The organism is Streptomyces mobaraensis NBRC 13819 = DSM 40847 (genome assembly GCF_017916255.1).
GTDB lineage: Bacteria > Actinomycetota > Actinomycetes > Streptomycetales > Streptomycetaceae > Streptomyces > Streptomyces mobaraensis.
Genome location: NZ_CP072827.1, coordinates 7,544,314 through 7,568,085, shown reverse-complemented (window position 1 = coordinate 7,568,085; position 23,772 = coordinate 7,544,314). Strand labels below are relative to the sequence as shown.

Annotated in this window: 18 protein-coding genes and 3 pseudogenes; 4 read left to right on the top strand and 17 right to left on the bottom strand. The window is 71.3% G+C overall.

Annotated elements, in window-relative coordinates; genetic code table 11:
* Positions 1-87: 87 nt before the first annotated feature.
* The 7 genes from J7W19_RS32530 to J7W19_RS32500 all read right to left on the bottom strand — a co-directional run bounded on the left by J7W19_RS32530 (position 88) and on the right by J7W19_RS32500 (position 6,773).
* Entirely contained in the window at positions 88-438 is a 351-nt protein-coding gene (locus J7W19_RS32530; RefSeq protein WP_233478034.1) for a hypothetical protein, read from the bottom strand.
* Positions 439-770: 332 nt separating this feature from the next.
* Complete coding sequence (locus J7W19_RS32525; RefSeq protein ID WP_210455229.1) at positions 771-2,000, bottom strand: hypothetical protein; 1,230 nt, start codon at positions 1,998-2,000, stop codon at positions 771-773.
* Positions 2,001-2,066: 66 nt separating this feature from the next.
* Complete coding sequence (locus tag J7W19_RS32520; protein ID WP_210455230.1) at positions 2,067-2,291, bottom strand: hypothetical protein; 225 nt, start codon at positions 2,289-2,291, stop codon at positions 2,067-2,069.
* Complete coding sequence (locus J7W19_RS32515) at positions 2,285-2,878, bottom strand: ATP-binding protein (protein WP_210455231.1); 594 nt, start codon at positions 2,876-2,878, stop codon at positions 2,285-2,287. Before J7W19_RS32515 ends, J7W19_RS32520 begins: the two co-directional genes overlap by 7 nt.
* Positions 2,872-3,651, bottom strand: a complete 780-nt coding sequence (locus J7W19_RS32510) for an AAA family ATPase (protein ID WP_233478035.1) — start codon at positions 3,649-3,651, stop codon at positions 2,872-2,874. The genes J7W19_RS32515 and J7W19_RS32510 overlap by 7 nt, the downstream gene beginning before the upstream one ends.
* A 132-nt stretch (positions 3,652-3,783) precedes the next feature.
* Entirely contained in the window at positions 3,784-5,160 is a 1,377-nt protein-coding gene (locus J7W19_RS32505; RefSeq protein ID WP_233478036.1) for a transposase, read from the bottom strand.
* Between the two features lie 734 nt (positions 5,161-5,894).
* Positions 5,895-6,773, bottom strand: a complete 879-nt coding sequence (locus J7W19_RS32500) for an alpha/beta fold hydrolase (protein ID WP_004951390.1) — start codon at positions 6,771-6,773, stop codon at positions 5,895-5,897.
* 137 nt (positions 6,774-6,910) lie between these two features.
* Here J7W19_RS32500 and J7W19_RS32495 point away from each other — a divergent pair, with 137 nt between their 5' ends.
* Positions 6,911-8,848 carry an AfsR/SARP family transcriptional regulator gene (locus tag J7W19_RS32495; protein ID WP_004951394.1) on the top strand — a complete coding sequence of 646 codons (1,938 nt, stop codon included), beginning with the start codon at positions 6,911-6,913 and terminating at the stop codon, positions 8,846-8,848.
* Positions 8,849-9,051: 203 nt separating this feature from the next.
* Here J7W19_RS32495 and J7W19_RS32490 read toward each other — a convergent pair.
* The 6 genes and pseudogenes from J7W19_RS32490 to J7W19_RS32460 all read right to left on the bottom strand — a co-directional run bounded on the left by J7W19_RS32490 (position 9,052) and on the right by J7W19_RS32460 (position 16,589).
* Positions 9,052-9,969: pseudogene (locus J7W19_RS32490) on the bottom strand (Vgb family protein).
* Positions 9,970-10,051: 82 nt separating this feature from the next.
* A pseudogene (locus J7W19_RS32485) lies at positions 10,052-10,929 on the bottom strand (ATP-binding cassette domain-containing protein); the annotation flags it as partial.
* A 280-nt stretch (positions 10,930-11,209) separates the two neighbouring features.
* Positions 11,210-11,782, bottom strand: coding sequence for a hypothetical protein (locus J7W19_RS32480; RefSeq protein ID WP_004951404.1), 573 nt, complete (start codon positions 11,780-11,782; stop codon positions 11,210-11,212).
* Positions 11,782-12,846 (bottom strand): annotated as a pseudogene (locus J7W19_RS32475) (transcriptional regulator); the annotation flags it as partial. The pseudogene J7W19_RS32475 and the gene J7W19_RS32480, both read right to left, overlap by 1 nt.
* A 1,220-nt stretch (positions 12,847-14,066) precedes the next feature.
* The gene (locus J7W19_RS32465; RefSeq protein ID WP_040891788.1) at positions 14,067-14,351 is read right to left on the bottom strand and encodes a helix-turn-helix domain-containing protein; all 285 of its coding nucleotides are present in this window, start codon (positions 14,349-14,351) and stop codon (positions 14,067-14,069) included.
* Positions 14,352-15,062: 711 nt separating this feature from the next.
* A complete protein-coding gene (locus tag J7W19_RS32460; RefSeq protein ID WP_004951414.1) occupies positions 15,063-16,589 on the bottom strand; it encodes a monooxygenase in 1,527 nt (508 codons plus the stop codon).
* A gap of 63 nt (positions 16,590-16,652) precedes the next feature.
* On the opposite strand from J7W19_RS32460, the gene J7W19_RS32455 reads away from it, so the two are divergent.
* Positions 16,653-17,327 (top strand): TetR/AcrR family transcriptional regulator, encoded by a 675-nt coding sequence (locus J7W19_RS32455; RefSeq protein WP_004951418.1) that lies wholly within the window; start codon positions 16,653-16,655, stop codon positions 17,325-17,327.
* Positions 17,328-17,652: 325 nt separating this feature from the next.
* On the opposite strand, the gene J7W19_RS32450 is transcribed toward J7W19_RS32455, so the two are convergent.
* Entirely contained in the window at positions 17,653-18,414 is a 762-nt protein-coding gene (locus J7W19_RS32450; RefSeq protein WP_004951421.1) for a GNAT family N-acetyltransferase, read from the bottom strand.
* A gap of 302 nt (positions 18,415-18,716) precedes the next feature.
* On the opposite strand from J7W19_RS32450, the gene J7W19_RS32445 reads away from it, so the two are divergent.
* Positions 18,717-19,424 carry an SDR family oxidoreductase gene (locus J7W19_RS32445; protein ID WP_004951424.1) on the top strand — a complete coding sequence of 236 codons (708 nt, stop codon included), beginning with the start codon at positions 18,717-18,719 and terminating at the stop codon, positions 19,422-19,424.
* Between the two features lie 102 nt (positions 19,425-19,526).
* Here J7W19_RS32445 and J7W19_RS32440 read toward each other — a convergent pair whose 3' ends face one another.
* Complete coding sequence (locus tag J7W19_RS32440; protein WP_004951428.1) at positions 19,527-19,907, bottom strand: hypothetical protein; 381 nt, start codon at positions 19,905-19,907, stop codon at positions 19,527-19,529.
* Between the two features lie 224 nt (positions 19,908-20,131).
* Complete coding sequence (locus tag J7W19_RS32435) at positions 20,132-21,367, bottom strand: acyl-CoA dehydrogenase family protein (RefSeq protein ID WP_004951430.1); 1,236 nt, start codon at positions 21,365-21,367, stop codon at positions 20,132-20,134.
* Between the two features lie 218 nt (positions 21,368-21,585).
* On the opposite strand from J7W19_RS32435, the gene J7W19_RS32430 reads away from it, so the two are divergent.
* Complete coding sequence (locus J7W19_RS32430; protein WP_051072718.1) at positions 21,586-22,404, top strand: hypothetical protein; 819 nt, start codon at positions 21,586-21,588, stop codon at positions 22,402-22,404.
* Here the strand turns inward: J7W19_RS32430 and J7W19_RS32425 are convergent.
* A complete protein-coding gene (locus tag J7W19_RS32425; RefSeq protein ID WP_106429724.1) occupies positions 22,340-23,683 on the bottom strand; it encodes an aminotransferase family protein in 1,344 nt (447 codons plus the stop codon). The genes J7W19_RS32430 and J7W19_RS32425 overlap by 65 nt on opposite strands.
* Between the last annotated feature and the right edge of the window lie 89 nt (positions 23,684-23,772).

Here is a 23,772-nt window from a genome sequence, read left to right as displayed (position 1 = left end):
ACTGCCCTGGGTGAGGGAGGCACACCGGCCGGAAGGCTGAGGCGAGCACGTCATACGCTCCGGGCGGCGGGCCCAGGCAGGGGCCGGTCACTGGTAGAGGAAGTCCGTCCACCACACCTGTAGCCCATCGACCAAGACAACCGCGTTGTCCGCCGCTTCCCGACGCTGCGCGGCACTGCACGCGTCGTACATAACGCCGAAGGGTGGCCCCTGGTTGTGGTATTCCGCAGCGTGTCGGCGGAAGGTGGTCGAGGGGCGGAAAATGGTGCCCGCCGACGCGACCTCGTCCACGAGCTCCTCGGGAAGCCCGCCGTACACCTCGGACGTGATCCAGCATGCCCAGTCCACCAGCTTGCGCGTCGCCCCTACGCTGGCCGCGACGCGGGTCGAGGAGCAGCGGGCGGCAGGTGGGATCAGGGCATTCGTCCACCGTCGCATAAAACAGCTGGTCCAGCAGGGCGTCGCCCGCCGGCTCCTGGACGCCAGGCAGGTAGGACTCGGAAGGCGGAACGAACGTCCGTTGGCGTTGCTGGGCCGTCTCCGCAGTGTGTACGTGGTCAGCGCTGATCACCGTGTGTTCCACGGCCTTCTCGGCAGGCTCGTGTCCGGCATTGCAGCTCCTTGTCCTCATCCTTATCGTCGCGCCCCTGCGCGCGGGGTGGGTCTGTCACGGCTGATCTCGGTTTGTCGGTCTAGGTGAGGCGGCCTTCACGTGCGTGGAATCTGTCCGTGCGGTCCTGTGGCCGTGTGGGAGGGAGGTGTGCGGCTCCTCATGTGCGGAGCAGGCGGGCCTGGTGGTGCCAGGCTGGGCCGGGGTGCGGGTGGTCGAGGGTGGGGATGGGGTGGCTGGCATCCTTCACGAGGGCTTTGAGGCGGTGGCCGAAGGATTTGCTGAACAGGTGGAAGTGGCCGGGTGCGCCTTCGAGCTGGCGGAAGAGGCGTGCGGCTTGCAGGTAGGGCCGTGCGTGGGGCGGGATCGCGTACCAGACGCGGGGTGGCGGATGGTCTTGGTCGTACTCGCCGCTGAAAGGCTCGGGCAGGGCGAGCCGGGAGCCGTCGTGGTGCACGTCATCGACGGTGGCGTGGACGAGGCGGTCGGTGGCGGCTCCGGTACACAACAAGGCGGCTAGCGCGGCGACCTGGGTCGGTCCGGGTACAGCCCGGCTGATGCGGTACGCGACCTGGGCGGTGAACGGGACCGTGCAGATGCCCGGGCCGCCGGCGGCGGCGAGATCAGCGGGGTGGGCCAGGCGCAGGCCGGCTGCCGCGAAGCCGTCCCGGGCGCCGTGGATGCGGGCGGTGGTGTACTCGAGGGTGGGGCTGAGCGCAGTCAGGCGCGACAGGAAGAGCTCCACGTCGCGCTGGTCGGGCAGTGCCGGCAAGGTGGCGCGGTGCCAGGCCAGCCAGTTGTGGGCGGCGAGCAGCCCTGCACGATGCTGGCCGAAGAGGCGGGGCGCGGACCGTCTGGCGGGTGGAGCGCCGTGTGCCACGGTTGCGGCAGAGGATCTTGTTGTCGATGGCTGCTGCCGGGCGGGGCGCGGGCTCGGAAGGCTCGGCCGAGGTGCGGCGTGCTGGGTGAACAGGCGCAGGGCGGCGGGGGTGTCGAGGTGCTCGAGTTCACCGGCGAGGCCGGCTTCGGCGAGGTGCGTGGTGAGGCGGGCACGCTCGCCGGTGGTGGCGCCGCTGGCTATCAGGATCAGGCGGATGCCGGTCACCTCGCGGAGCACGGAGAGCTGTTCGGTGCGTTCGGGGGTGAGCATGTGCGCCCGCAGGACGGTCAGCTGGCGGATGTCATCGATGGTGATCCAGCAGGCGGCGGCCCGCCAGGCCGGTTGTGCGGTGATGACCGGGCTGTGGGTGGGTGCGTAGGCGGTGCGGCCGAGCGCGGCCAGGATGTCGCGGGCAAGGAACGCGGAAGTGACGGTGGCGGGGGTGGGATCGACCGTGATCCGGCCTTGGCGGGGGTTGGCCCAGTGGCGGGCCGCGCGGGCCAGCGCCACATCGTCCGCCGTGTCGGTGATGAGGGCGAGCGGCGGGATGGGGGCCGGAGCGGAGCACCGTCGGCGTCACCCGATGCTCCCGTCGTCCACGCGGGCGGCGAGCTGCTCGATCCATCTGCGGCAGGCGGCGGGGGCGGTGGATCGGATACGGCGGGCCTGGTGGGTGAGCAAGGCCCAGCGGCCGCAGCCGGCCGTGCGCGAAGTGGCCGTCCAGATGGCGCAGTTGGGCACCGGAGGCCTGCCGCCACAGCGGGTGCAGGCGGCGGGCGGCGAGTGGCACCAGGTCAGCATCCAGCGGGCGGATCTCGCACCACAGGGCGGCCCGGGTGCCCAGCAATCGGCGTATCGCGCAGCACGCTCTCGCTCTTCTCTCCGGCGATCAGCACGGTGCACAGGCCGTCGGGCAGGCTGTCGTAGAGGTAGCGCAGGTACTCGAGGGCGGCGAGGGAAAGCTGGTGTGCTTCGTCGACCACCACGGTCTGCGGGCCCGGCGGCCAGCGCGTCCAGGACGGCGGCGTCGCACACCCCGGGGTCGTCGGGCGGCGGGCCGGGAAGGTGAAGGGCGTCATGGAAAGCCGTGCGCAGGTCGGCCGGGGTGGGGCGGGAGGGCAGGCTGAGCACGCATGGACCGGTGGGCTGGGTGGCCCGCGAGCAACGGCGTGGGCGGCGAAGGTCTTGCCCACACCGGAGGCACCGGTCACACAGAGCATCGCGCGCCGGGCGAAGCAGACCTCGACGGCGCGGCTAACGTCCAGGAGGCCGGGGGTGCACAGCCCTTGAAGGCCTTCACCGTCCAGGAAGTGCGCTGAGGGATCAACGGGGTTCGGCACCGGGGCGAGCAACGGGCCGGTGCCGCCGCGCCGGGCAGCCGTCAGCACTGGGCCAGGGCCCAGTCAGCTACCTGCTGATCGACCGTGTCCGTCTTGAAGTGCTTCAGGCCTTTCAGGGCGTAGTGGGTGACCTTGGCCCACTCGCGCATCGAGCCGTCGGCGTGACGCACGTCGATGTGCTCGAGGAGTTCGGGGCCGGCAGTGGCCCAGATGGCATGGGTCAGCGGGATGACCTGCAGCATTTCTTCGGGAGACATGGCCTTCACCTCGCGCCGGGCGCACAGCCGGGAGGCCAGGGACGGGTCGCTCTGCAGGGTGTCGTACGCCTCGTGCCCGCCGATGAACAGCACGGCCGGCCGCTGTTTTCGGCTGTTGTCCCAGAGGTTGCGGATCAGCTCGAAACAGGCGCGGTTGTACTGCTGGGCCTCGTCGCACACGATCACGTACGGGCGCCGCGGCAGCGCGGCCATCAGCTGCCGGTACAAGGGGGTGGCGGTGCCCGGCATCTTCCCGGGCAGGCGCAGCTGGTGGAAAAGTTCCTCGCGCAGGTCTTTCGGGCCCGGGCGCGAGCGGGCGAACTGCAGGGACAGCAACAGATCCGGTGCGATGGTCTTGAGCGCGGCGCGGGTGGCGAACGTCTTGCCCAGACCGGACTCGCCGTAGATCAGCGACATCGCCCTCGCCTCGACCGTCTCGGCGATCGTGTCCTGGACCTGGAGCAGCACATCGGTCGTCACCAGCCTCGCGCCGGGAACATCGAGGTAGAACTCCGGCTCCATGTCCCCCGGCTCCCAAGACTGGGGCGGCACTTCACTGATCACGGTCACTCCTCATCGAGAGAATCTTCGTCAGGGGCGGCTTGGGGAACGGCCCAGCCCGGGGCGGGGCCAAGACGCGGGACATAGCGCTCGGTAGCCCGCTGGCGTCGTGGCATGGGTGACGCCGCGGTGCCCTCAAGTTCGGCGCGGGCCTCCTGCTCGGTCATACGCACAGCGCGCACGGGCACCTCGGGCCGGGTGGACGGCAGGTGGCGTTCCCGTCGGCGCTCGCCGGAGCGTTTCAGGGCGCGTCGCAGGGCCTGGCTGTGCTCGTCGCGTTCGAGGAGCACCTTGGCCCGCAGTTCCTCGCTGGCCTCGTTGCTGAGGAAGGCCCGGCCAGGTAGCGGTTGCCGCGGAAGGTGTAGAGGTCGACCTCGTGGGTGTGGTGCGGCATCCAGCGCACACGGACCTCGAGCCCGATCCGGCCCACCCCGTTCTCGGGCATATAGGCGCGGCGGTTGAACTCCACCCGTGACTGGTGATCTTACGGGGCCGGTGGTCGCTCTCCAGCATGAAGGCGCGCAGCTCGGACGCGCTCGGCTCGGGCCTGATCTCGGTGGGATCCGCCTGCCAGGCCTCAAGCGGGGTCATCCCGGTGCGCTCGATGACGTGCTCGGTGTTGTGCTGGTGGACCCACTCGCCCAGCAGGCGCACGAACTCCTCGAACATCAGCGGCGGGTCCGTGTCTCCGAGGCGGCGACGGTGATCGAGGCGGGGCGCTTTCGTGTAGCGGGGCAGGTCGGCGAAGAAGCGGGTCATGCTGGTGCGGTTCAGCCGCTCGACACCGCCCTTGTGGCGGGCGCTGCGCACCTGGTGGACCGGGACGCCAAGGAGGCCGAAGGCCCGTCGGACGGTCTTGGAGAGGAAATCGGCGCCGCCGTCGACGCGCACCAAGTGCGGCAGCCCGCCCGGCGGGCCGTAAGGAGCTTCGCGGAGGACGGAGGCGCGTACAGCGGCGAGGACGGAGCCGCGGTGCGCGGAGCCGGCGGTGACCGCCCAGCCCATCACATAGCCGGTACCGCGGTCCTCGAACCACGTCACCCACACCTTCGCCGGCTTGCCATCGGGCATCATCACGACGGTCTCGGCCTGCTTGTGGTCGCCCTCCCACACCTGGTTCCGGGCCACCGCCGGCCGCTGGAAAGCCGGATCGAACCCCCGCGCAGCCGGAATGCCCTCCCGCAGCCCTGCCATGAAACCCGGATCGAGATCACGAGCGATCGCATCGTGCAGCGTGGTCAAACCCGGCGGCCGCTCCCCCGCCGCCACGGCCATCTCGACCAGGCGCTCGTGAGCGCGCTTCACATTGCCCTGATAGTCGGCGAGGACTTCGATGACCTCCTCGGTGACCCGGAACCGGCGGCGTTCCGGCTTCTCCGGACTGCCGGTCCCCTCCGCTTGCGCCAGCCAGGTCCACACCGTCCTGATGTGCACACCCACCGCGTCAGCGACCAGCCGCACATGTGCCGTCCGCAACTCCCCCGCGGCCCGCAGCCGCAACAGCTGAGCCACCGCGGCAGGCCGCAACTCATCCCGATGCCGTCCCAACCCGCCCTCCACGGCCCCAGGGGCATCTCCCGCCGTCACCGGAGCCGACATACACGCACAGAGCAAACCGGTAACCAAGCAGTGATCACAGTGTCAGCCTCCGGGGAGTCAACCCCTGCTCCACACAGAGCAGTTCATGATGACGGCCCGTAACAGGCGCGACGCATGAAACGTTAAAGCCGACACCCCGACCAGACCCCACTCGATCACTTGGACGGGTGACAAATCTCCGTTCCTCTCCGCCTCACACCTTCATGCGCTACAGAACACGCCTCAAAGGAGGTTCGACGAACACACCACCGACCGATCCGGAATCACACCACCACCGAATCCGGAAGACCACCACCAAGATCAACTGCCTGACAGGCCCGTCGACCAGCACGCAAACAACCCCACATCAACGGCGGGGAAACCCGAACACCCTAGAGAGACCTTCCCCGAACCTCACAACCCGGGGTCCGTCGCTTCTGCCGGGGAACGCACTCCCCCGCCCGGCACCCGGGCAGAGCGTGCCCGTGGAAGGACTACGGCCGGTAGGCCCGTAGGCGCTGCCCGTGCCTTGGGAGGCGGTGCCGGGTTTTGCCGGGCAGCGCCCAAGGCCGTACGTCGGGCGGGCGGTTCATCGGCCACCGGATCGCGGGGCCGGTCCGGTGGCCGCGAACGCGGGCTTGCCTGCGGCCTGTCGTGGTTCGGGGGGCTCAGCGGAGCAGCAGGTCGCGGATCGCCTCGGTGATCTCGTCGGGCGCCTCCTCGGCCATGTAGTGCCCCGCGCCGGTCAGGCGATGGTCCAGGTCCGGTGCCCATGCGCGCCAGATGGATGCGGCGTCGTAGCCCAGTCGTGCGCCCCAGTCCTGCTGGACGACCGTCACGGGCATGGCCAGCTGGGAGCCGGCGTCTTGGTCCGCTTGGTCGTGTGTGACGTCGATGCTCGCCGAGGCCCGGTAGTCCGCGACGATCGACGGCACGGCCGCGGTGCTGGCCTGCAGGTAGGCGGAGCGGACCGGTTCCGGTATGGCGGACGGGTTGCTGGACCAGGCGTCGAGGAAGGAGCCGAAGAAGGTGTCGGCGCTGTTGGTGATCATTGTCTCCGGCAGGCCGGGCGGCTGCGCCATGAGGAACAGGTGGTAGCCGACCGCTGCCGGGATGCCGTGCAGGACGTTCCACATGTCCAGGGTCGGTACGACGTCGAGGATGCCCAGGTGTGTGAGGGTCTCGGGGTGGTCCAGTCCTGCCCGGAAGGCGACCAGGGCGCCCCGGTCGTGGCCGACGAGGGCGAAGCGCTCATGGCCGAGGGCCGCCGCCAGGGCGACGATGTCGGCGGCCATGGTGCGTTTGGAGTACACCTCGGGGCCGGTGGCCGCCGGCTTGTCACTGGCGCCGTAGCCGCGCAGGTCGGGGCAGATCACCGTGTGCTCGTCGGCGAGCCGTTCGGCGACGTGCCGCCACATCAGGTGGGTCTGGGGGAAGCCGTGCAGCAGCACGAGTGGGCTGCCCTGGCCGCCGACGGCTGCGGCCAGCTCCACTTTGTCGGCGCCGGGCAGGCGTAGGTGGTCGAAGCCGGGGATGGCGAGTGTCATGGGGGTTCCGTTCTTGGGGTTGGGGGGCCGGCGAAAGCCTGGGTCCGGAAGGTTGCGGGGCCAGCGTGGGCGACAGCGATCAGCAGCCGATCAGTACGCTTCGGCGCCGCGGTCTTGCGGCACGGAGGATGGAGGGCATGCGAATCGACGTCCTCGGTGCCGTACGGGCTTTCCACGACGACGGCACCCCGGTTGACCTGGGCGGTCCCCGCCACCGCGAGGTACTCGCCCGGCTTGTCGCCGCCGGGGGGCGGATGGTCCCCACCGACACCCTTGTGGAGGACCTGTGGGCCGAGCCTCCGGTGCGGGCCGTGGGTGCGTTGCGTACGTTCGTCGCCGCGCTGCGCCGCGCTCTCGAACCCGGGCGGCCGCCCCGCACTCCGCCGCGCGTACTGGTCACGGAAGGGCCCGGCTACGCTCTGTGTCTGCCGCGCGACGCCGTGGACGTTCACCGGTTCGAGGACGCTCTGGCCCGCGCCCGGCGTGCCCCGGATGCGCTGGCCGGCCTCGACGCGGCCCTCGCGGCGTGGCGTGGTCCGGCCTATGCCGACGTGAGCGGTTCCGTGTGGGCCCAGCGCGAGCGGGCACGGCTGGAGGAGCTGAGATTGGAGGGGGTGGAACTGCGCGCCCGCCTGCTGCTCGATTCCGGTTCCGGAGCCGAGCTGGTGGCCGAGCTGGGCGCTCATGTCAGCGAACATCCCTGGCGTGAACCGGCCTGGGGGCTGCTGGCCCGCGCGCTGTACCGGGCAGGCCGTCAGGCGGATGCGCTGGCCGTCCTCCGGCGCGCCCGCACCATGCTGGTGGAGCAGTTCGGGCTCGACCCCGGCGCCGAGATCCGGCGTCTGGAGACGGACATTCTCCGCGGAGCCATAACGCTCCAGCCCGCGCCTTCCCTGTGGGGCACCGGCGTGCGGCTCGGGCCGCGCACCACCGTCGAGCTGGCCCGCACTTTGGCCTTGGCGGGTGGTGACGCCCTCGTGCACTCGCGGCGCGACCGCCTGGCCGCCGTCCAGGCGGCGGAGCGCACCGGAGACATCGCCCTGACCGCCCGTGTCATCGGCGCCTACGATGTGCCCGCCCTGTGGAGCCGGGCCGATGATCCCGAGCAGTCCCGTGCCGTCGTCGCGGCGGCCGAGCGTACGCTCACCGCGCTCGGCGCCGGCGGTCCTGCCGAACTGCGCGCCCGCCTGCTGGCCACCGTCGCGGTCGAAAGCCGCAGCGCCGATCGGCCCGCCATCGAGCGCCGGCGCGCCGGGCAGGCGGCGCGCGAGGCCGAGGCGCTGGCCCGGGGGCTGGGCGATCCGGCCCTGCTGGTCTTCGCCCTCAACGGCGTGTTCCTCCAGTCCTTCGCCCGGCCCGGGCTCGCGGCGGCGCGGGACATGGTCGGCGCCGAGATCCTCGGCCTGGCCGCTCGCCATGGGCTGGCGGACTTCGCCGTGCTCGGCCACCTGATCCGTCTGCAATCGGCCTCCGCTCTCGGTGACCTCGACACCGCGGCCGCACACGCCGAGGCCGCCGAGCAGCTGGCCGTCAGCACCGAGGCATCTCTCGTGCCCGTGCTCACCGGCTGGTTCCGGGCCCGGGTCACCGCCGCCCGCAGCGCCGAACCGGGCGGGCCGAGTGCCGCCACGGCCGCGGCGCGGTACCGCGCCGCCGAGGACGCTCTGGCCGGGACGGCGGGCATGCCCGGGCTGCACCGCGGCCTGTTCGCCCTGGCCCTCTTGGGTCTGCGTCTCCTGCACGAGCGTCCCGCGCCCACCGATCCCGCCCTCGACTGGGGCCCGTACCGCCCTTGGACGCGCCCTTTGGTGCTGCTCGCCCACAACCGTGACGAAGAGGCCCGTACCGCCCTGACCATGGCACCCGAACCACCCCCCGACCACATGCAGGAAGCACTCTGGTGCCTGATCGCTCACGCCGCCGCCCGCCTCGACGAGCGCCCGGTCGCCGCCCGCGCGGCAACGGCTCTGCGCCCTGCCCGCAGCGAGGACGCGGGCGGGGCGAGCGGGATGCTCACCCTGGGACCGGTGGCACGGTACCTGGCGAAGGCGCAGGCATGCGCCGACAAGGTTTGACCGCCGTCGTCCGCGGACCCCGCTCCCGCTTGCCCGCCACGCGCCGGCCGGGCGACGGGTCCTGGGCCGGCTCCCTGTGCGCAGTCAGGCCGTCAGCTCTTCTTCGGAGCCCGCGCCGGTGACAACGTCGTAAGCGTCCGGCCCTTGTGTACCAGCGTCGGGCCCCGGCCGGCCGGTCGCGTCACGGCCCGTCGCGGCTGGCCTCACGCGAACGTGAGCCGGGCGATCCCGCCGTGTTCCAGGGCCGTATACAGGGCACCGTCGGGGCCGAACGCCAGGCCGTGGGGCTCGGCCCCGGCGCCGGGGGGAGGGCGTACTCCGTCACCTGTCCCTCCTCTGTGATCCGCCCGATGCGGCCGGTGGCCCACGCCGTGAACCAGCAGGCCCCATCCGGCCCGACGGTGACCGCGTGCGGGCGGCAGGCGGGGTCGGGCAGCGCGAACTCGGTGACCTCACCGCCCGACGCGACCCGGGCGATACCGCCCGCGCCGATCTCGGCGCACCACAGCGCCCCGTCCGGCCCGACCGCCAACCCCGACGGGCGCGGCACCGGCCGTCGGCAACCGGTGGACGCCCACCTCGCCGCCGGGCGTGATCCGGGCGACGGCACCGGCCTGGTCGAGCGTGCACCACAGTGCGCCGTCCGGACCGGCCGTGATCATGGAGGGAAAGCCGCCCTTGACGGGCAGCGGGACTTCGGTGACCTCGCCGTCGCAGGTGATCCGTCCGATCCGGTCGGTGTGCAGCTGGGTGAACCGAGCGCGCCGTCCGGGCCGGCCCTGACGCCGTATGGGCCGGCGTCGGGGGTGGGCAGGGCGAACGAGGCCGTCCGGCCGTCGGGGGTGATGCGGCCGATGCGATGGTCACGCATGCGCGTGCACCACAGGGCGCCGTCGGGACCCGGCGTGATCACGGAGGGGCCGCAGTCGCAGGGAGTCGAGGGGGAACTCGGTCAGGTCCCCGGCGGGGGTGAGGCGGGCGATCCGCCCGGTGTGCACGAGCGTGCACCACAGGGCGCCGTCAGGGCCGGGCGTGATGCCGTACGGGCCGGAGGCGGGCTCGGTGACGGGGAAGACCCTCAGGCGGGCGAGGACGGGGGCATGGGTGGGACGGGCAGGCATGCGGCTCCTGGTCAGGGCAAGGGCGGGAGGTGCCGGGGCGTGGCTGGGCCAGGCGGCGGGCGGGGGCAGGCGGCGTGGGGGGTCAGGGGCGGACGGGGGCGGGGGCGTGCAAGGTGAGGTGGCGGCCCTGCCAGCGGTGGCGGAGCTGCCGGTCGTGGCTGACCACGACCACCGCGCCGGGGAAGCCTGCCAGGGCCGCCTCCAACTCCTCCGCCAGAACCGAGGACAGGGGGTTCGCCGGCTCGTCGAGCAGCAGGATCTCGTCGAGCAGCAGGATGTCGACGGGTTCGCCGACCAGCCGGGCCAGGGCGAGCCGTTGCCGCTGTCCGGCCGACAGGGAGCCGACCGGTACCTCGAGCCGCTCGCGGGCGAACAGGCCCAGGCCGAGCAGCTGTTCGGCGTGTTCCTCGGCGGTGCCCGGGGCACCCGTGCGCGTACGCCGCGAGCACGGTGCGCGTGGGCGGGCCGGACTCGTCCCGCTGGGCGAGCGGCCCGGTGCGGCCACGCCGTACGATCCGCCCGCCGTCGGGAGCGGTCCGGCCGGCCAGGACGTCCAGCAGCGTGCTCTTGCCGGCCCCGTTGGCGCCCGTGACCAGCAGCCTGTCACCGGCCGCGAGGCTGAGGCCGATGGGGGGCGAGCCGCCCGGCGACCGCGACCCCTTCGGCTTCGACCAGCACGCCCCGGCCGCCCGCCGCGTGCAGCGCGGGCGTGAAGCGCAGCGGCTCCGGCGGCACGGACACGGGCGCGGGCGCGGCGAGCAGCCGGTCCAGCCGTTCTCGGGCGCTGCGCACCCGGCCGGCGAGGGAGTACTGGACTGGGCCGGCGGCCCGGTCGCAGGCCATCTTGTTGCCGTCCTTGCGCTCCCGGCCGGGCGCCACCCGGCGGGCCGTCGTGGCGACGCTCTCCCGCAGCCGGTCGACCTCCGTACGCCAGGCGGTGCGCGCCTCGACGCGGCGACGCAGGAGGGGGCGCGGAGGGTGTTGCCGATCCTGGACAAGGTCAGCGAGAAGCTTTCCGCGAGGCCGAGGCCGGCGCCCCGGCCCGGGCGGGTACCGTGCCCTGCGGCGTGGCCCGCGGCGTGCCCTGCGGCGTGGCCGGCGAAGAGCCGCGCGCGTGCCGGGCTCCGCTGGCACGCGGCCACCGACCCGCACCCCGCGGCGACGGTTCGCAGCCGTAGCCGTCGTACCGTCGGGACGCGGTGCGTCGGCGGCAAGGGCAAGGGCAGGAGAGGCGGCCCTCCTACGCGGCGAAGCCGATGTTGGTGACGTACTCGTACTGCCCCCACTGCGAGCCCAGGTCGACGATCGTGTCATCCCAGGCGGCCTCGAGACCCTGACGGTCGCCGGTCGCCCAGGCGGCGACGATCCCGTCCCAACGGCGCACGTTCAAAGTGCGGTACTCCACCACGCGCTGCAGCGGGCGCGGGACCTGGGACTGGTTCAGAGGGTGGATCTCCACCCGCGTTCCCCGTCCCTGGCGGTTGAGGCGTCTGAGGAGGTGGCGGGCGACGTTGTGCCGGCGCACCGTGCGGTAGGCGGCATCGATCCTGGCCAGGTTCGCTTTCGACGGCGATCGCCTGCCCTGCAGCCACGCCGTCAGCGTCCGGTCGGTGACCGTCAGGCCGGCTTCCCGTGCGGCCTGACGGGACCTGGCCGTCCTCGTCAGGTAGTGCAGGCGTGCCGTCCAGCCGCGCTTGACGGTCACCGGGGTGGTGATGCCGCCCGCGAGTTCGTCGAGCTTGCGGGCCACGGCATCGCTGCCCTTGACCCCTCGGGCACCGTACTTGCCGAAGTCGATGGTCTTCTGCGGCATTACTCCTCTCCCCCTCCTGGCGTCTGCGCGGGACCGGTGGCGTCGGTCCCGGCGGTGTAGGTCCCGGCGGTGTAGGTGTCCTTGACCTTGACCTCGCTCACGCCGCGGCCTTCGGGGAAGACACGCCGCCAGTCACCGATGACGTGGAGCTCGTCGGTACCCATCGCGCGGACGACCGTCAGGCCCTCGTCGTGAGCCTTGAGCGCCTTGAGCCACACATTGGAGAACGCCTGGGAACGGATGATGTGCATCCAGTCCGGGCGGTACAGCTCCCGGTTGTAGTTCGACTCCCCCATCGTCGAGACGAATTTGGAGTACATCGCCTTCACGTACTCCAGCGCCACCTCGTCGCCCTCGGCGATCGCCGCGTCGCGTGCGTCCTTCAAAGCGATGCGGAACTTCTCCAGCAGATTCTCCGTGGCGCCGGAGGTGTAGGACTCGTGGATCACCGGCGGGTCACACAGTGCGTGTTTCGGGCCGGACAGACGCAGCAGGAGGCGCAGGGTCGGTTCGCTCACCCACAGGGGTCCCGGTTCGTCCCGGTTGCCGATCGGGTTCGGCAGCACCTCCTCGTGCTCCCAGACGGGCGGGGTGATCAGGTACACGCCGGCCCGGCGGCGGTCGTGGGGCAGGCCGGCGGAGTGCTCGAGCTGGCCGAGGGGGAGGTGGGTTTTAAGGGCGGAGAGGTAGGCGCCGTTGATATCGAGCGCGGTCACCTCGTGTTTCCCTGGCGGGAGATGGCGGCGGGTCCATTTCGGGCGGGCCTCCCAGATCCGGTCCGCGCCGCGGGAGGTCTGCTTCCTGAGGATGTCGGGGATCCAGGGGTGGGCGATGATGTCATAGCGGGCGCCCTTGCGGGACTCGTCCAGCAGACGCATCGCGTCCGGGATCGCCCGCTTCACCAACGCGGCCGTCGCCGCCTCCACATCCCCGCGGTGCTCGGCGAGCACGGCCCGCACCGTCTGACCGATCAGATCGGCCGGGCCGGACGGCGGGGAGAACGCACGCCTAGACGCCTTCCGCCCCGGGGAACGGTCAGGGGAAGGAGTCGCACGCGAAGGACGCGCCGACCGCGCGAGATACGCCACGGGCTCGACCGCCCCGGAACGCAGAGGCGGCACGGCCGACGCTACAGACGCTGCAGGCACTGCGGATGCTGCAGGCACTGCGGGTGCTGCAGGCACTGCGGGTGCTGCAGGCACTGCGGATGCTGCAGGCACTGCGGATGCTGCGGATGTGGCAGGGGCGGCAGGGGCGGCAGGGGCGGCAGGGGCGGCAGGGGCGGCAGGGGCGGCAGTGTGGGGGGCGGGCACGGCAGGGGCGGCGAGCCCGGGATCGCAGCCGCCCGACTTGGAACACCCGGCATCGTGCTGGGCATGCGGCACTACCGCAGAGACAGACGACGCCTCGGAGACGGACAGCATCGCAGGGGCCGGCGCAGCCGCCGGCACCGACGGCGCCCCAGAGGCGGATGGCGCCGCGGGGACGGACGGTGCCGCAGACGACGATGCCGCGGGGACGGACGGTGCCACGGACGAGGCAGCGGGGACCGACAGCGTCATGGGGGCAGACGAACCCGTAGAGACGGACGGGGTTGCAGAGGCCGACGATGCCGCTGGGGTGGACAGTGCCGTGGGGACCGACGGTCCCGCAGGGGCCGACGGGGGCATGGGGACCGACGGGGTCGTGAGGACGGGCAGTGCCGCCGAGGTGGGCGGCGTCGTGGGGATGGGCGGTGTCGCGGGGTTTTCGCACTGAGCGGTGTCCGGCCGGACCGAGGGGGGCGCGGCGGCCTGGCAGTCGGCCGGAGGAAGATGCTGGGCGAAACCCGCCACCCGGGTCCCGGCCGGATGCCCGCACAACACACACGGCTCCGGTGTGACGAGATCCTCCACCTCATCCGCGTCACCAGACTCGCCAGACACCGGAAAAGACACAGAAACGCCGGACGCAGCGGTTGCGGTGGTCGCGGCGGTTGCGGCGGTCGCGGCGGGATCCGGTGTCACAGTCGGCCCCACGGCCACCGGCACAGCCGGGGCAGGTGCGGTTGCGAACTTCACGGCCAAACCGTCCAGCAGATAGGCGTACTTGGCCCGCAACTCACCCACCGGGTCCCGGCCACCCTCCCACGCAGCAACCGTGGACGGACTCACCCCCAACGCCCTCGCCACCTGCGCCTTGGACAAACCCGCCAACTCCCGCAACTCCCGACGAACCCCAGAAACAGGCAGATCGGCCTGCGGACCCACAGCCGCCAACAACGAGTCGATCGCCTCGAAACCACTCACCGAGCCACCCCCTTCCCAACCCTGACAGCACGCCGCCGAGCAGCAGGCAACATCTCACAAGCCCGGGTCGGACCCGCCAACACATCCAACGCAGCCATCTCGTAATACTCGGCCAACACATCAACATCACGCAAAGTCCACGACGTAACACCGGACTGCCGACGCGAGACCTGCGTCTGCGTCAACCCCAACACCCCAGCCACCACCCGCTGCGACTCCCCCGTCGCCTGCATCAACGCAGCCACCGTCAACCGCAACAACTCCTCCAACCCCACACCCACACCCACACCCACACCCATGCCCATGCCCCGCACCCTAACCGAAAAATAATGCACATCCCGCATCAAAACCTGCGCGTCAGCACTTCCAAACACCCCAAAGCTTTCACCACCACAACCAGGAAGACAACCGATCCACACGCCGCCCGACAGAGAAACCGATCCAGGGGTCATTCGACACAAACGGCCACCACCACACACATAAACCCAGACCACCACCAACGCGTGCCGCAACCGAGACAACCACCACCAAGACAACCGCCACTACGCAAAGCCACGAACAACCCACCCCCACCCAACACCAGAGGTCGGAAGTCGGAGGTCATGAACAGCGGACTTCTGATGCAGCAGCGGAATTCACCGACAGGATCCTTCCCTGGGGGTGTCACCCGCCTACAGACGGACAGCGAGGACACCCGACAAACAGGCACCAACACCCACACCCCTGCAGCAAACCAAGGAAAGATCGCCAGTTCACCTTAGAAACGCAGACGCCAGGGCGCGGCAGTCCCTTCGAAACCCATAGAGCCTGCCAAAACCACCAGTGCGACACAGACGCACCAGCCGGGTTCCCCGACGGGGACGACCCACCGGAACGATCCGGCCGCCGGACGAGCCGAGCGCACGGGCGGTGGACCGATGCGGTCCACGCGTTTGACCGGCTCCATGCAGGAATAACGTCTCCGCCCGAGCAGCCAGCGCACCGGCCCCCGTTCAAGACGGCGTGCCCGCCCAGGCGGTCAGCGCCCGGATGCGCTCGGCGGCGCGCGCGCCGGCGTCAGGGGTACGGGTGGCCCACGCCACGTGACCGTCAGGGCGTATGAGGACCTCGACCACACCGTCGAGGTCCGCGTGCGCGTCGCGGGTGCGGGCGGTCACGGCCGTGACCCGCGAGCCCCAGCCCGCACCGACCGCCTCCTCCAAGGCCACCTCCCCACAAGCCGGGTCCCCGGCCAAGGCAAGCAGCACGAAGCGGCCCCGGACGAGCAATTCGCAGACCCGCCTCGCCGATGAACCGGGAATCGTCAGCCCGACGTCGGGCATGCGCCGGCCCACCAGCGGATCGGCGCCCGCAGCCGCCGGCGGATAGCACGTGCCGAGCGCGGAGACCTGACCGGCGAGCCAGCGGTTGACCTCCGCCATGCCCAGCAGACGCTCCAGGAGTTCGCGCAGGGCCGCGGCCGGGCGCTGGTACCGCTCGACCAGCGTCAGCTCCGCCAGCAGAGTCTGGACCTCGGTGTTCTGCGTCACCGACCGGCCCACCGGCCGGCGCTCCGCGTCGTAACTGTCCAACAGCCCGGGCGGAGCCCAGCCCTTGACCTCGGCGGCCAGCTTCCACCCCAGGTTCACCGCGTCCTGGAGCCCGGTGTTGAGCCCCTGACCCGCCGCGGGGAAATGAATGTGGGCCGCGTCGCCCGCCAGCAAAACGCGCCCCGCACGGTAACGCTCCGCAAGCCGCGTGGCGTTACCGAAACGCGACAGCCAGCGGGGCCCGGCGACCCCGCAGTCCGAACCGGTGATCCGCACAAGCGACCCACGGAACTCCTCCCACGTCACCGGCTCGCAGGACGGCACCCGCATCCGCTCCGGATCCACATAGACGAACCGGGTCAACCCTCCCTCCAGCGGCACGACGATCACGCCACGCTCCCGCGCCGCATCCAGGGCGCCAGGCGGCGGATCGACGACCGCAACATCCCCAAGCACCCCGGACAGCGTCTCCTCGGTACCAGGGAAACCGATCCCCGCCGCCCGCCGCACGAAACTGCGCCCACCATCACACCCGACCACGAAACGGCCACGCACCGTCTCCGTGCCGCCGGAGGCGCGCGACAACACCTCCACGCCCTCACCGTCCTGACGCACACCCACCACCTCAACCCCCCGACAGACCTCCACCCCCAACTCACGCGCCCGCTGCTCCAGCAACGCCTCGGTACACGTCTGGGCCAACACCAAGGCGTAACCATGCCGCGAGTCCAAAGCGGCGAAATCCAACGGAGTACGCAGCCCCGCGAAATGCCAGCCCGGCACCGCCCGGCCCAGCGGCAGGAACCGCTCCAACAGCCCCCGCTGGTCCAACAGCTCCACACTGCGCGGATGCACACTCAACGCCCGCGCATGAGGCCGCGGCGCGGCACGACGCTCCAGAACCCGGGCCCGCACACCCACCAACGCCAACTCACACGCAACCATCAACCCAACCGGACCCGCCCCCACCACCACCACATCGGTATCCATGGAAACTCCACCCTCATTTAGTGAACGACGTTCACGTGAACGTTGTTCACTATAGTGAGATCCATGACTCCCCCGTCAAGCCCCACCCGAGGCCGGCCCGCCCGACTCGACCGGGCCCGCACCGTCCACACCGCCCTCGCCCTGCTCGACGAATCCGGCCTCGACGCCCTGACCATGCGCCGGCTCGCCGACGCCCTGGGCGTTCAAGCCGGCGCGCTCTACCGCCACTTCGCCACCAAACAGGACCTGCTCACCGCCATGGCCGAACACATGCTCGGCCAAGCCGCCGACGCCGCCGACACCACACAAGCCGACGACTGGAGCCGGCACGTGGCGCACCTCGCCCGCGCACTGCGCACAGCCCTGCTCGCCCACCGCGACGGCGCGCGCCTCTTCGCCGGCACCCACGCCACCGGCCCGAACACCCTGCGCTTCGCCGACAACCTCACCGGCGCACTACGCCAGGCCGGCTTCGACGACGAGCAAGCCGCACGGGCGCTGTACGCGATCACCCACTTCACCACCGGCCACACCCTCGAAGAACAAGCCACCCTCCACCCAGGAACCGGACAACCCCCCGAAGCCGGACTCCTGCGCGAGGCGGTGACGGCCGGGACCTACCCGCACCTCGCCGCCACCCTGCCCACACTCACCAGCACGGACTACACCACACACTTCGAATACGGACTCCACCTGCTCCTCAGCGGACTCCACACCACACGACAATCAACCCACTGAACCCGACGACAAACCACCAACAGCCAACCACCCGGCGACGGCCGGCCCACTCAACCCGACGAAAGCCAACCGTCCGAAGGCAAACCGCCAGGACTGCGCCGACGAGCAGCATGCGACCCTGGCCTCTCCGCACACAAACGCCGCCATCAGACACAGCCCGGTGACGGCGAGGTACAGGCGCTCGCCCAGGCGGGGCAAGCGGAGGAAATCGGTGAGTCGGCGTCAACTGCCCGCCCCCGTGCCCGAGTTCCACCGCCTCATTGGTCGACGCTCGCGCGCGCGGTGTCATGGCAGCCGGCGGATGTGACGCGTTGGCGGTCGGCGGTCAGTGGGGGCTGATTCGTGCGGCCACGCACGGGTCCTCGTCGCGGTAGCCCAGGCGGGTGTAGAGGCGGCCCGCGGCGGCGTTGTCCGCGAGTTGCCACAGGGTACAAAGACCGTGGCGGCGGACGGCGTAGCGCGTCAGCCATGACGTCAGGGCCGCACCCAGTCCCTGGCCGCGCAGAGCCGCGTCCGTGGCGACGGACACCATCAGCGGCGCGCCGCTGTCCGGCAGAGCGCTCAGGGCACCGCACGCCACCAACCGCCCGGAATCGTCCCGAATGCCGGCCCACAAGCTGACATTCGACGAACCCGGCCCGGTCGAGTGGGCCGGACTGTGCTCGGCGAGGAAGGCCAGCAGCTCGCCGTGGTACGCCTCGCCCAGCTCCGTCACCCGCCCCTCCGCTGGATGCGGCGGCGGTTCCTCAAGCGTCCACCGAAAGACCCAAGCGACCGGGTCAGCCACCGCGAGATGCCGCCCAAGCAGCGCGTCAACACCCCGCGGCGCGATGAACTCCCGTACCCCACCCGGGAATTGATGAAACGCGCGGAGCGTGAGACCGGCCGCAGCGGTCGGCTCGCCGACACTCCACACATGACCGCGCGGCTCGTCCAGCCAGGCCACCGCACCACCGTCCGACCAGCCGGCCCGGTCGGCCGGGCGCGGCCGGGCCGCGCCGAAGCGCAGCAGGGCTGCTCCGGATTGCGACTCCAGCCCCTGAGCGAACAGATCTGCGGTCGGAAGAGAAAGAATCGTCGCCTGCATTGCTCTTGGAAGAAGGAATCCCGTGCGGAGGAGGACAAAAAAACGGCGCACCGGCGGACGGGCGGGCGGTTCGGATCTGCGGAGAGCAGAGCCGTAACCGGTCACCCGCGGAAGGGAGACAGGGCGATTACGGTGACCGCCCCGCAACGGACACAACGCCCGCCCAACCGGAAATCCCACTGTCGCACACCGCCCCCGACCCCACGCAAATCCACCCCAGGGCCCCGCCTTGATCCGGGTACGCGGGGCGACGGCATAGCGTGCTCCTTGAGTCTTGGACCGTCCGCGTAGGGAGAGAGAACATGAGCACCGCCACACCGGTATCACTGGTCACGGGCGCCAATCGGGGTATCGGCCGGGAGACCGCGCGTCAGCTCGCCGCGCTCGGCCACACCGTGTTGCTGTGCGCCCGCCGTCCGCAGGACGCCGAGCGGGCCGTCGCCGATCTGGCCCCCGCAGTGCCCGGCACGCTGCTGCCCCGCCGGCTGGACGTGACCGACGCCGACGGCGTCCGTGCCCTCGCCCGCGGCGTGGAGGAGGAGTTCGGGCACCTCGACGTCCTCGTCAACAACGCCGCCATCGACTACGACACCGCCCAGCGCGCTGTTTCCGTCGACCTCGACCAGGTCCGGCACACCCTGGAGACCAACCTCTTCGGCGCCTGGCGAACCGCGCAGGCCTTTCTGCCGCTGCTGCGCCGCTCGGCCCACCCCCGCCTGGTGAACGTCTCCAGTGAGTCAGGATCCCTGGAGCACATGACCGGAGGGACCCCCGCCTACGGGATCTCGAAGGCGGCCCTCAACGCCCTCACCCGCAAGCTCGCCGATGAACTGCGTGCCGAGCGGATCCTGGTCAACGCCGTCTGTCCGGGGTGGATCGCCACCGACATGGGCGGCCCCGGCGGCGAACCCGTCGAAAAGGGCGCCGCCAGTGTCGTCTGGGCGGCCACTCTGCCCGATTCCGGACCCACCGGCGGCTTCTTCCGGCACGGCGAAGCCCTGGCCTGGTAGGGGACGGTTCTTCCTCAATCCTCGCTCACGCTCTCCGCGAGCCGCGGGCCGGCTGTCGTGTGACCGCGGGTCGGTCTCCAGCGCGTATCGGCAGGTTTCTGGTCACCGTTCGGGAAGGTGCGGTAGCGGGCGCTGCCATGTGCCCAGTTCCGCGACGAGGATGCGGCGGGCCGCTCGGCGGGCCCGGTGCCAGCCGGTGGTGGACAGCGCCTCCTTGGTCCAGTTGTCGGCATTCTCGGCGCCGCTCATCCCGGCGAGAGCGGAGTCGATCTCCCGTAGGGCAGGCAGGGCGTCAGGGCCGAGTTGCCCGTCCGCGATCAGGGTTGCCGTCATGCGGAAGGCGTCGTCGAAGGTGAGGGCGATCTCGTCGGGCGGCACCCCGTGCCGGTCCAGCCAGGCGGTCTGGGCCGGTGCGTCGGCCGCCAGTATCGTCAGCGAGTCGAGCAGGAAGCGTCGGTGGAGTGCTGAGGCAGGGCTGCGCACCCCGCGATTCTCGCATGCTGTGGGCTGAGCGATACCCGTTCGCCGCCCCCGCCCCCGTACAAGCGGCCCGGCCGCCCCTGGAGGCGGGCCGGGCCGCTACTGCCCGGTGGCGCGTTGCCGCGTCGCCGTTGGCACCCCTTGGTCGGACCGGATTCTCGGTGATATCTCGGGTCGGCGGTCGCCTAGAGGTGTCCGCGGTGGCAGGCCGCGGAAGTTCTGGGGGTTCAGTCGGACAGAGCGGTCTCGGCTATGAAGTCGGCCGCTTCCTCCGGCGGGGAGTACGGGGGCATGTAGGCGGCGGCCCGGACGTCGCGGTAGGCGCGGGCCAGGGGGTGGCGGGCGTGGTAGCCGGCGCCGCCAATGAGGCGCATGGCGTGGTCGATGACGGCGACGGCGGCGCGTTCGACGATCAGGCTGACGCTCTGGCTCTCCTTCATCATGGCGCGGCTCATGTCGTCGGTGAGCACCTGGGGCTTGTTGAGCAGCAGGTACGAGTCGAAGTCCTGCAGGGCGGTGGCCAGGGTGCCGCGGGCGGCGGTGAGGGCGATCTCCATCTCCGCGATGGCGGTGCGGACGCCGGCGGCGGTGGTGGTGCGGGGGCGGCTCGACGTGGGGCTGGACAGGGTTTCCAGGGCCAGGTCGCGGGCGGCCTCGGCCAGGCCGAGGTAGACGCCGTTGAGGCCCATGCCGCTGACCGCGCGGCCTTCCAGCATGCCGGCGTCGCGCTTTCCCCAGGGGCCGCGGACCAGGAGCGCTTCCTCGGGGACGACGCACTCGCTGAAGACCACGCTGCCGCTGCCGGAGCCGCGCAGGCCCAGGCCGTCCCAGTCGTCCTCGACGTGGACGCCGGGGGTGTCGGCGGGGATCATGACGCTGGCGAGGTGGGCGCCGTCGCCGCGTTCGGCCTTGAGGCGGCAGTAGAAGTGGGTGGCCGCCGGGGAGAGCGAGGCGAGGATCTTGCGGCCGTTGACGGCCCAGCCGTTGTAGGAGGCGGTGGCGGTGGTGGCGAGGTTCCAGTAGTCGGCGCCGCGTTCGGCGACGGCGGAGCACAGCAGCATCCGGCGTTCGCCGATGGCTTCCAGCCATTCGCGGCGCGGGAGGTAGCCGGGTTCGGTGTCGGCGCCGAAGCGCACCACGCGGGCGAAGTACCAGGCGAGCGCGATGTGCATGTAGTAGGCGACGGCCACCGAGGCGTCGGCCCGGGCGATCCGGGCGGTGATCGTCGTCAGGTCGTGCAGCCGCTCGACGCCGAGGCCGCCCAGTTCCACCGGGACGGTGGCCGCGAAGACGCCGGCCTCGGCGAGCGCCTCGACGCTGTCGCGTGCGAACCGTCCCTCCTGGTCGGTGACCCGCGCCTGTTCGGCGAGGAAGTCGTGGAGTTTCGCCACCGCCGCGACCGCCTGCTCGCCACTGGTGGTGGCCGGCCGCAACTCGGAGTTCAGCGACAGGGAAATCGGCATGGCTGGTCCTCAGCAAGTCGGCGCGGGTATCGGGATGCCGTCGATGAAGTCGTTGGTATAGCCATTGGCTGGTCAACTCAGTCTGTTTCAGCCGCCTTCGCTCTCATCTGGGAGTCGTCGCGGATATCCACTCCCTTGCTCCCGGACGACGCCCCTGGTTATCGTGACTTCAGTGTCAAGACCCGGCAAAGTCGTTCGATCCAAGGGATTGCACCGCTGTGGGGAATCTGATTCTTCAGTTCGCGGGCTGGTACGCCGAAGACGAACCGGACCGCCCCGCGACGCATGAAAGACGTGAAATCGGGGAAGGCGACCGCGCGCTGATCCGATACGACCGGAGAACCGACGCGTTATCCGTCCTCCCCGCCGACCGGCGGCGTGGGCAGCCGGGTTCCGCCGCCGTGGTGGCGGGCCATCCGGGGCACTGGTCCGTCACCAATCTGCACGCCGAGGACACCTACTTCGTCGAGAACATGGAACGCGGCGGCGAGTTCGTGAAAGTCCCTCCGCGGCGGAAAGACTTCCCCATTCCCTTCGAGCTGGCCCGGCTCGTCCTGCCGGTGGCCCGCCGGATCGGCGTGGTGAACGTGTACGGGCCGGAGCCGAGCTATCTGGCCGCGGCCGCCGCGTCGGACACGGCGTCCAACTGGCCCCGGCTCGACGAGCGGTCGGCCTACTTCCGCGTTCTGGTGGCCCTGTGCGAACCCCAGCTCCGCGGCTATCCGCCCGGGGCGGTGCCCACCACCGCCGAGGTCATCGACCGGCTGCGCGGCGGCCCCCGTACTCCCCCGATGAGCCGCGCCGCCGTCAACCACCACATCAACTACCTGGCCACGGAGAAGCTCCAGGTCACCGAGTGGGCGGGGGCCGCCGACGGCAAGCGCTCCTACTGGAAGCGCGAGGCGGTGGTGGCGATGGCACTGCGCTCCGGCCTGGTGGACGAGCGCCATCTGGGCCTGCTGCCGCAGCGGCTCAGTTGCCCGCAACGGCCTGCCCCACCGCGTCGACCAGTTCGTTCACCCCTGCCTCGTCGATGACCAGCGGCGGGATCGCCATCACGGCGCGCCCCTGCCGGCGCAGCAGCACGCCGCGTTCGCGGGCCCGGGCGACCGTGACGGCGGCGAACTCCTCGCGGTGGCACTCGACCGTGGCGACCAGCCCCAGTCCGCGGACGTCGGCGACCTCGGGGTGCTCGTCGAGCGGGAGCAGACCGTCGAGCAGCTGTCGCCCGCGCGCGGCGGACGCCGTGACGAGATCCCGGCGCTCGATGACGTCGAGGACGGCCAGCGCGACCGCGCAGGCCACCGCGTGTCCGCCGGTGGTGTGGCCGTAGCGCAGGCCGCCGATGAGCGGGTCGTCGGCGAAGGTGCGGTAGACGGCTTCCGTGGTGCTCAGGGCCGCGAACGGGATGTAGCCGCCGCTCAGGCCCTTGCTCATGGTGACCAGGTCGGGCGTGATGCCGTCGTGGTCGAAGCCGAACATCCGGCCCGTGCGGCCGAAGCCGCAGAACACCTCGTCGAGGACGAGCAGGGCGCCGCTGCGGTCGCAGAGGTCGCGCAGCGCCCGCAGGAAGCCGGCGGGCAGGACCACGCCGCCGCCGACGTTGACGAGCGCCTCGACGAAGACGGCCGCGGGCGGTTCCCCGTCGAGCACGGCCTGTTCGAAGGCGGCCGCCAGTGGCGCCAGCGATTCGGGGGCGCGCAGTCGGCGGGGCTCGGCCGGGAACTCGACCCGGGTCACCGGGAAGGGGGCCTGGGCGTGGGTGGCGTTGGTGGGGAGGCCGGAGAGGTGCTGGGCGACCAGGGTGGTGCCGTGGTATCCGGCCGCGAGGGTGACGATCCGGTTCCGGGGCCGGCCGAGGTTGCGCCAGTAGCCGTGGGCGACGCGTACCGCCGCCTCGGTCGCCTCGGAGCCGCTGTTGACGAACAGCGTCCGGCCCAGCTCCCCCGGCAGCAGCGCGGCGAGCCGTTCGGCCACCGCGCCGACCGGGAGGTGGGTGCCGACGCTGAGGTCGAAGTGCGGCAGCCGGGCGAGCTGCCGTTCGGCGGCGGCGATCAGGTCCGGGTGGGCGTAGCCGCAGCTGGAGTTCATGGCCGACGCCATCGCGTCCAGGTAGGACCGTCCGGAGGCGTCGCGTACGCGGTAGCCGGTGCCCGACAGGACGATCGGGCCGTCGCCGGGGTCCTTTCTCACGGGTGACCACGGGTGCCACACGAAGCGGTGGTCGCGCTCGCGCGCCGTCGCCTCGTCCACATCCACGAGTGCGTCCACGTCCACGGTCGGTGCGTTGACGGTCGGTGCGTTGACGGTCGACATGCCGAGGATCATGCAGCCAACCACCGTCCCGGCACACCCGTACATCTGTGAGGGTCCCGATCACCGGAGTTGCGGTGATCATGGCTGCG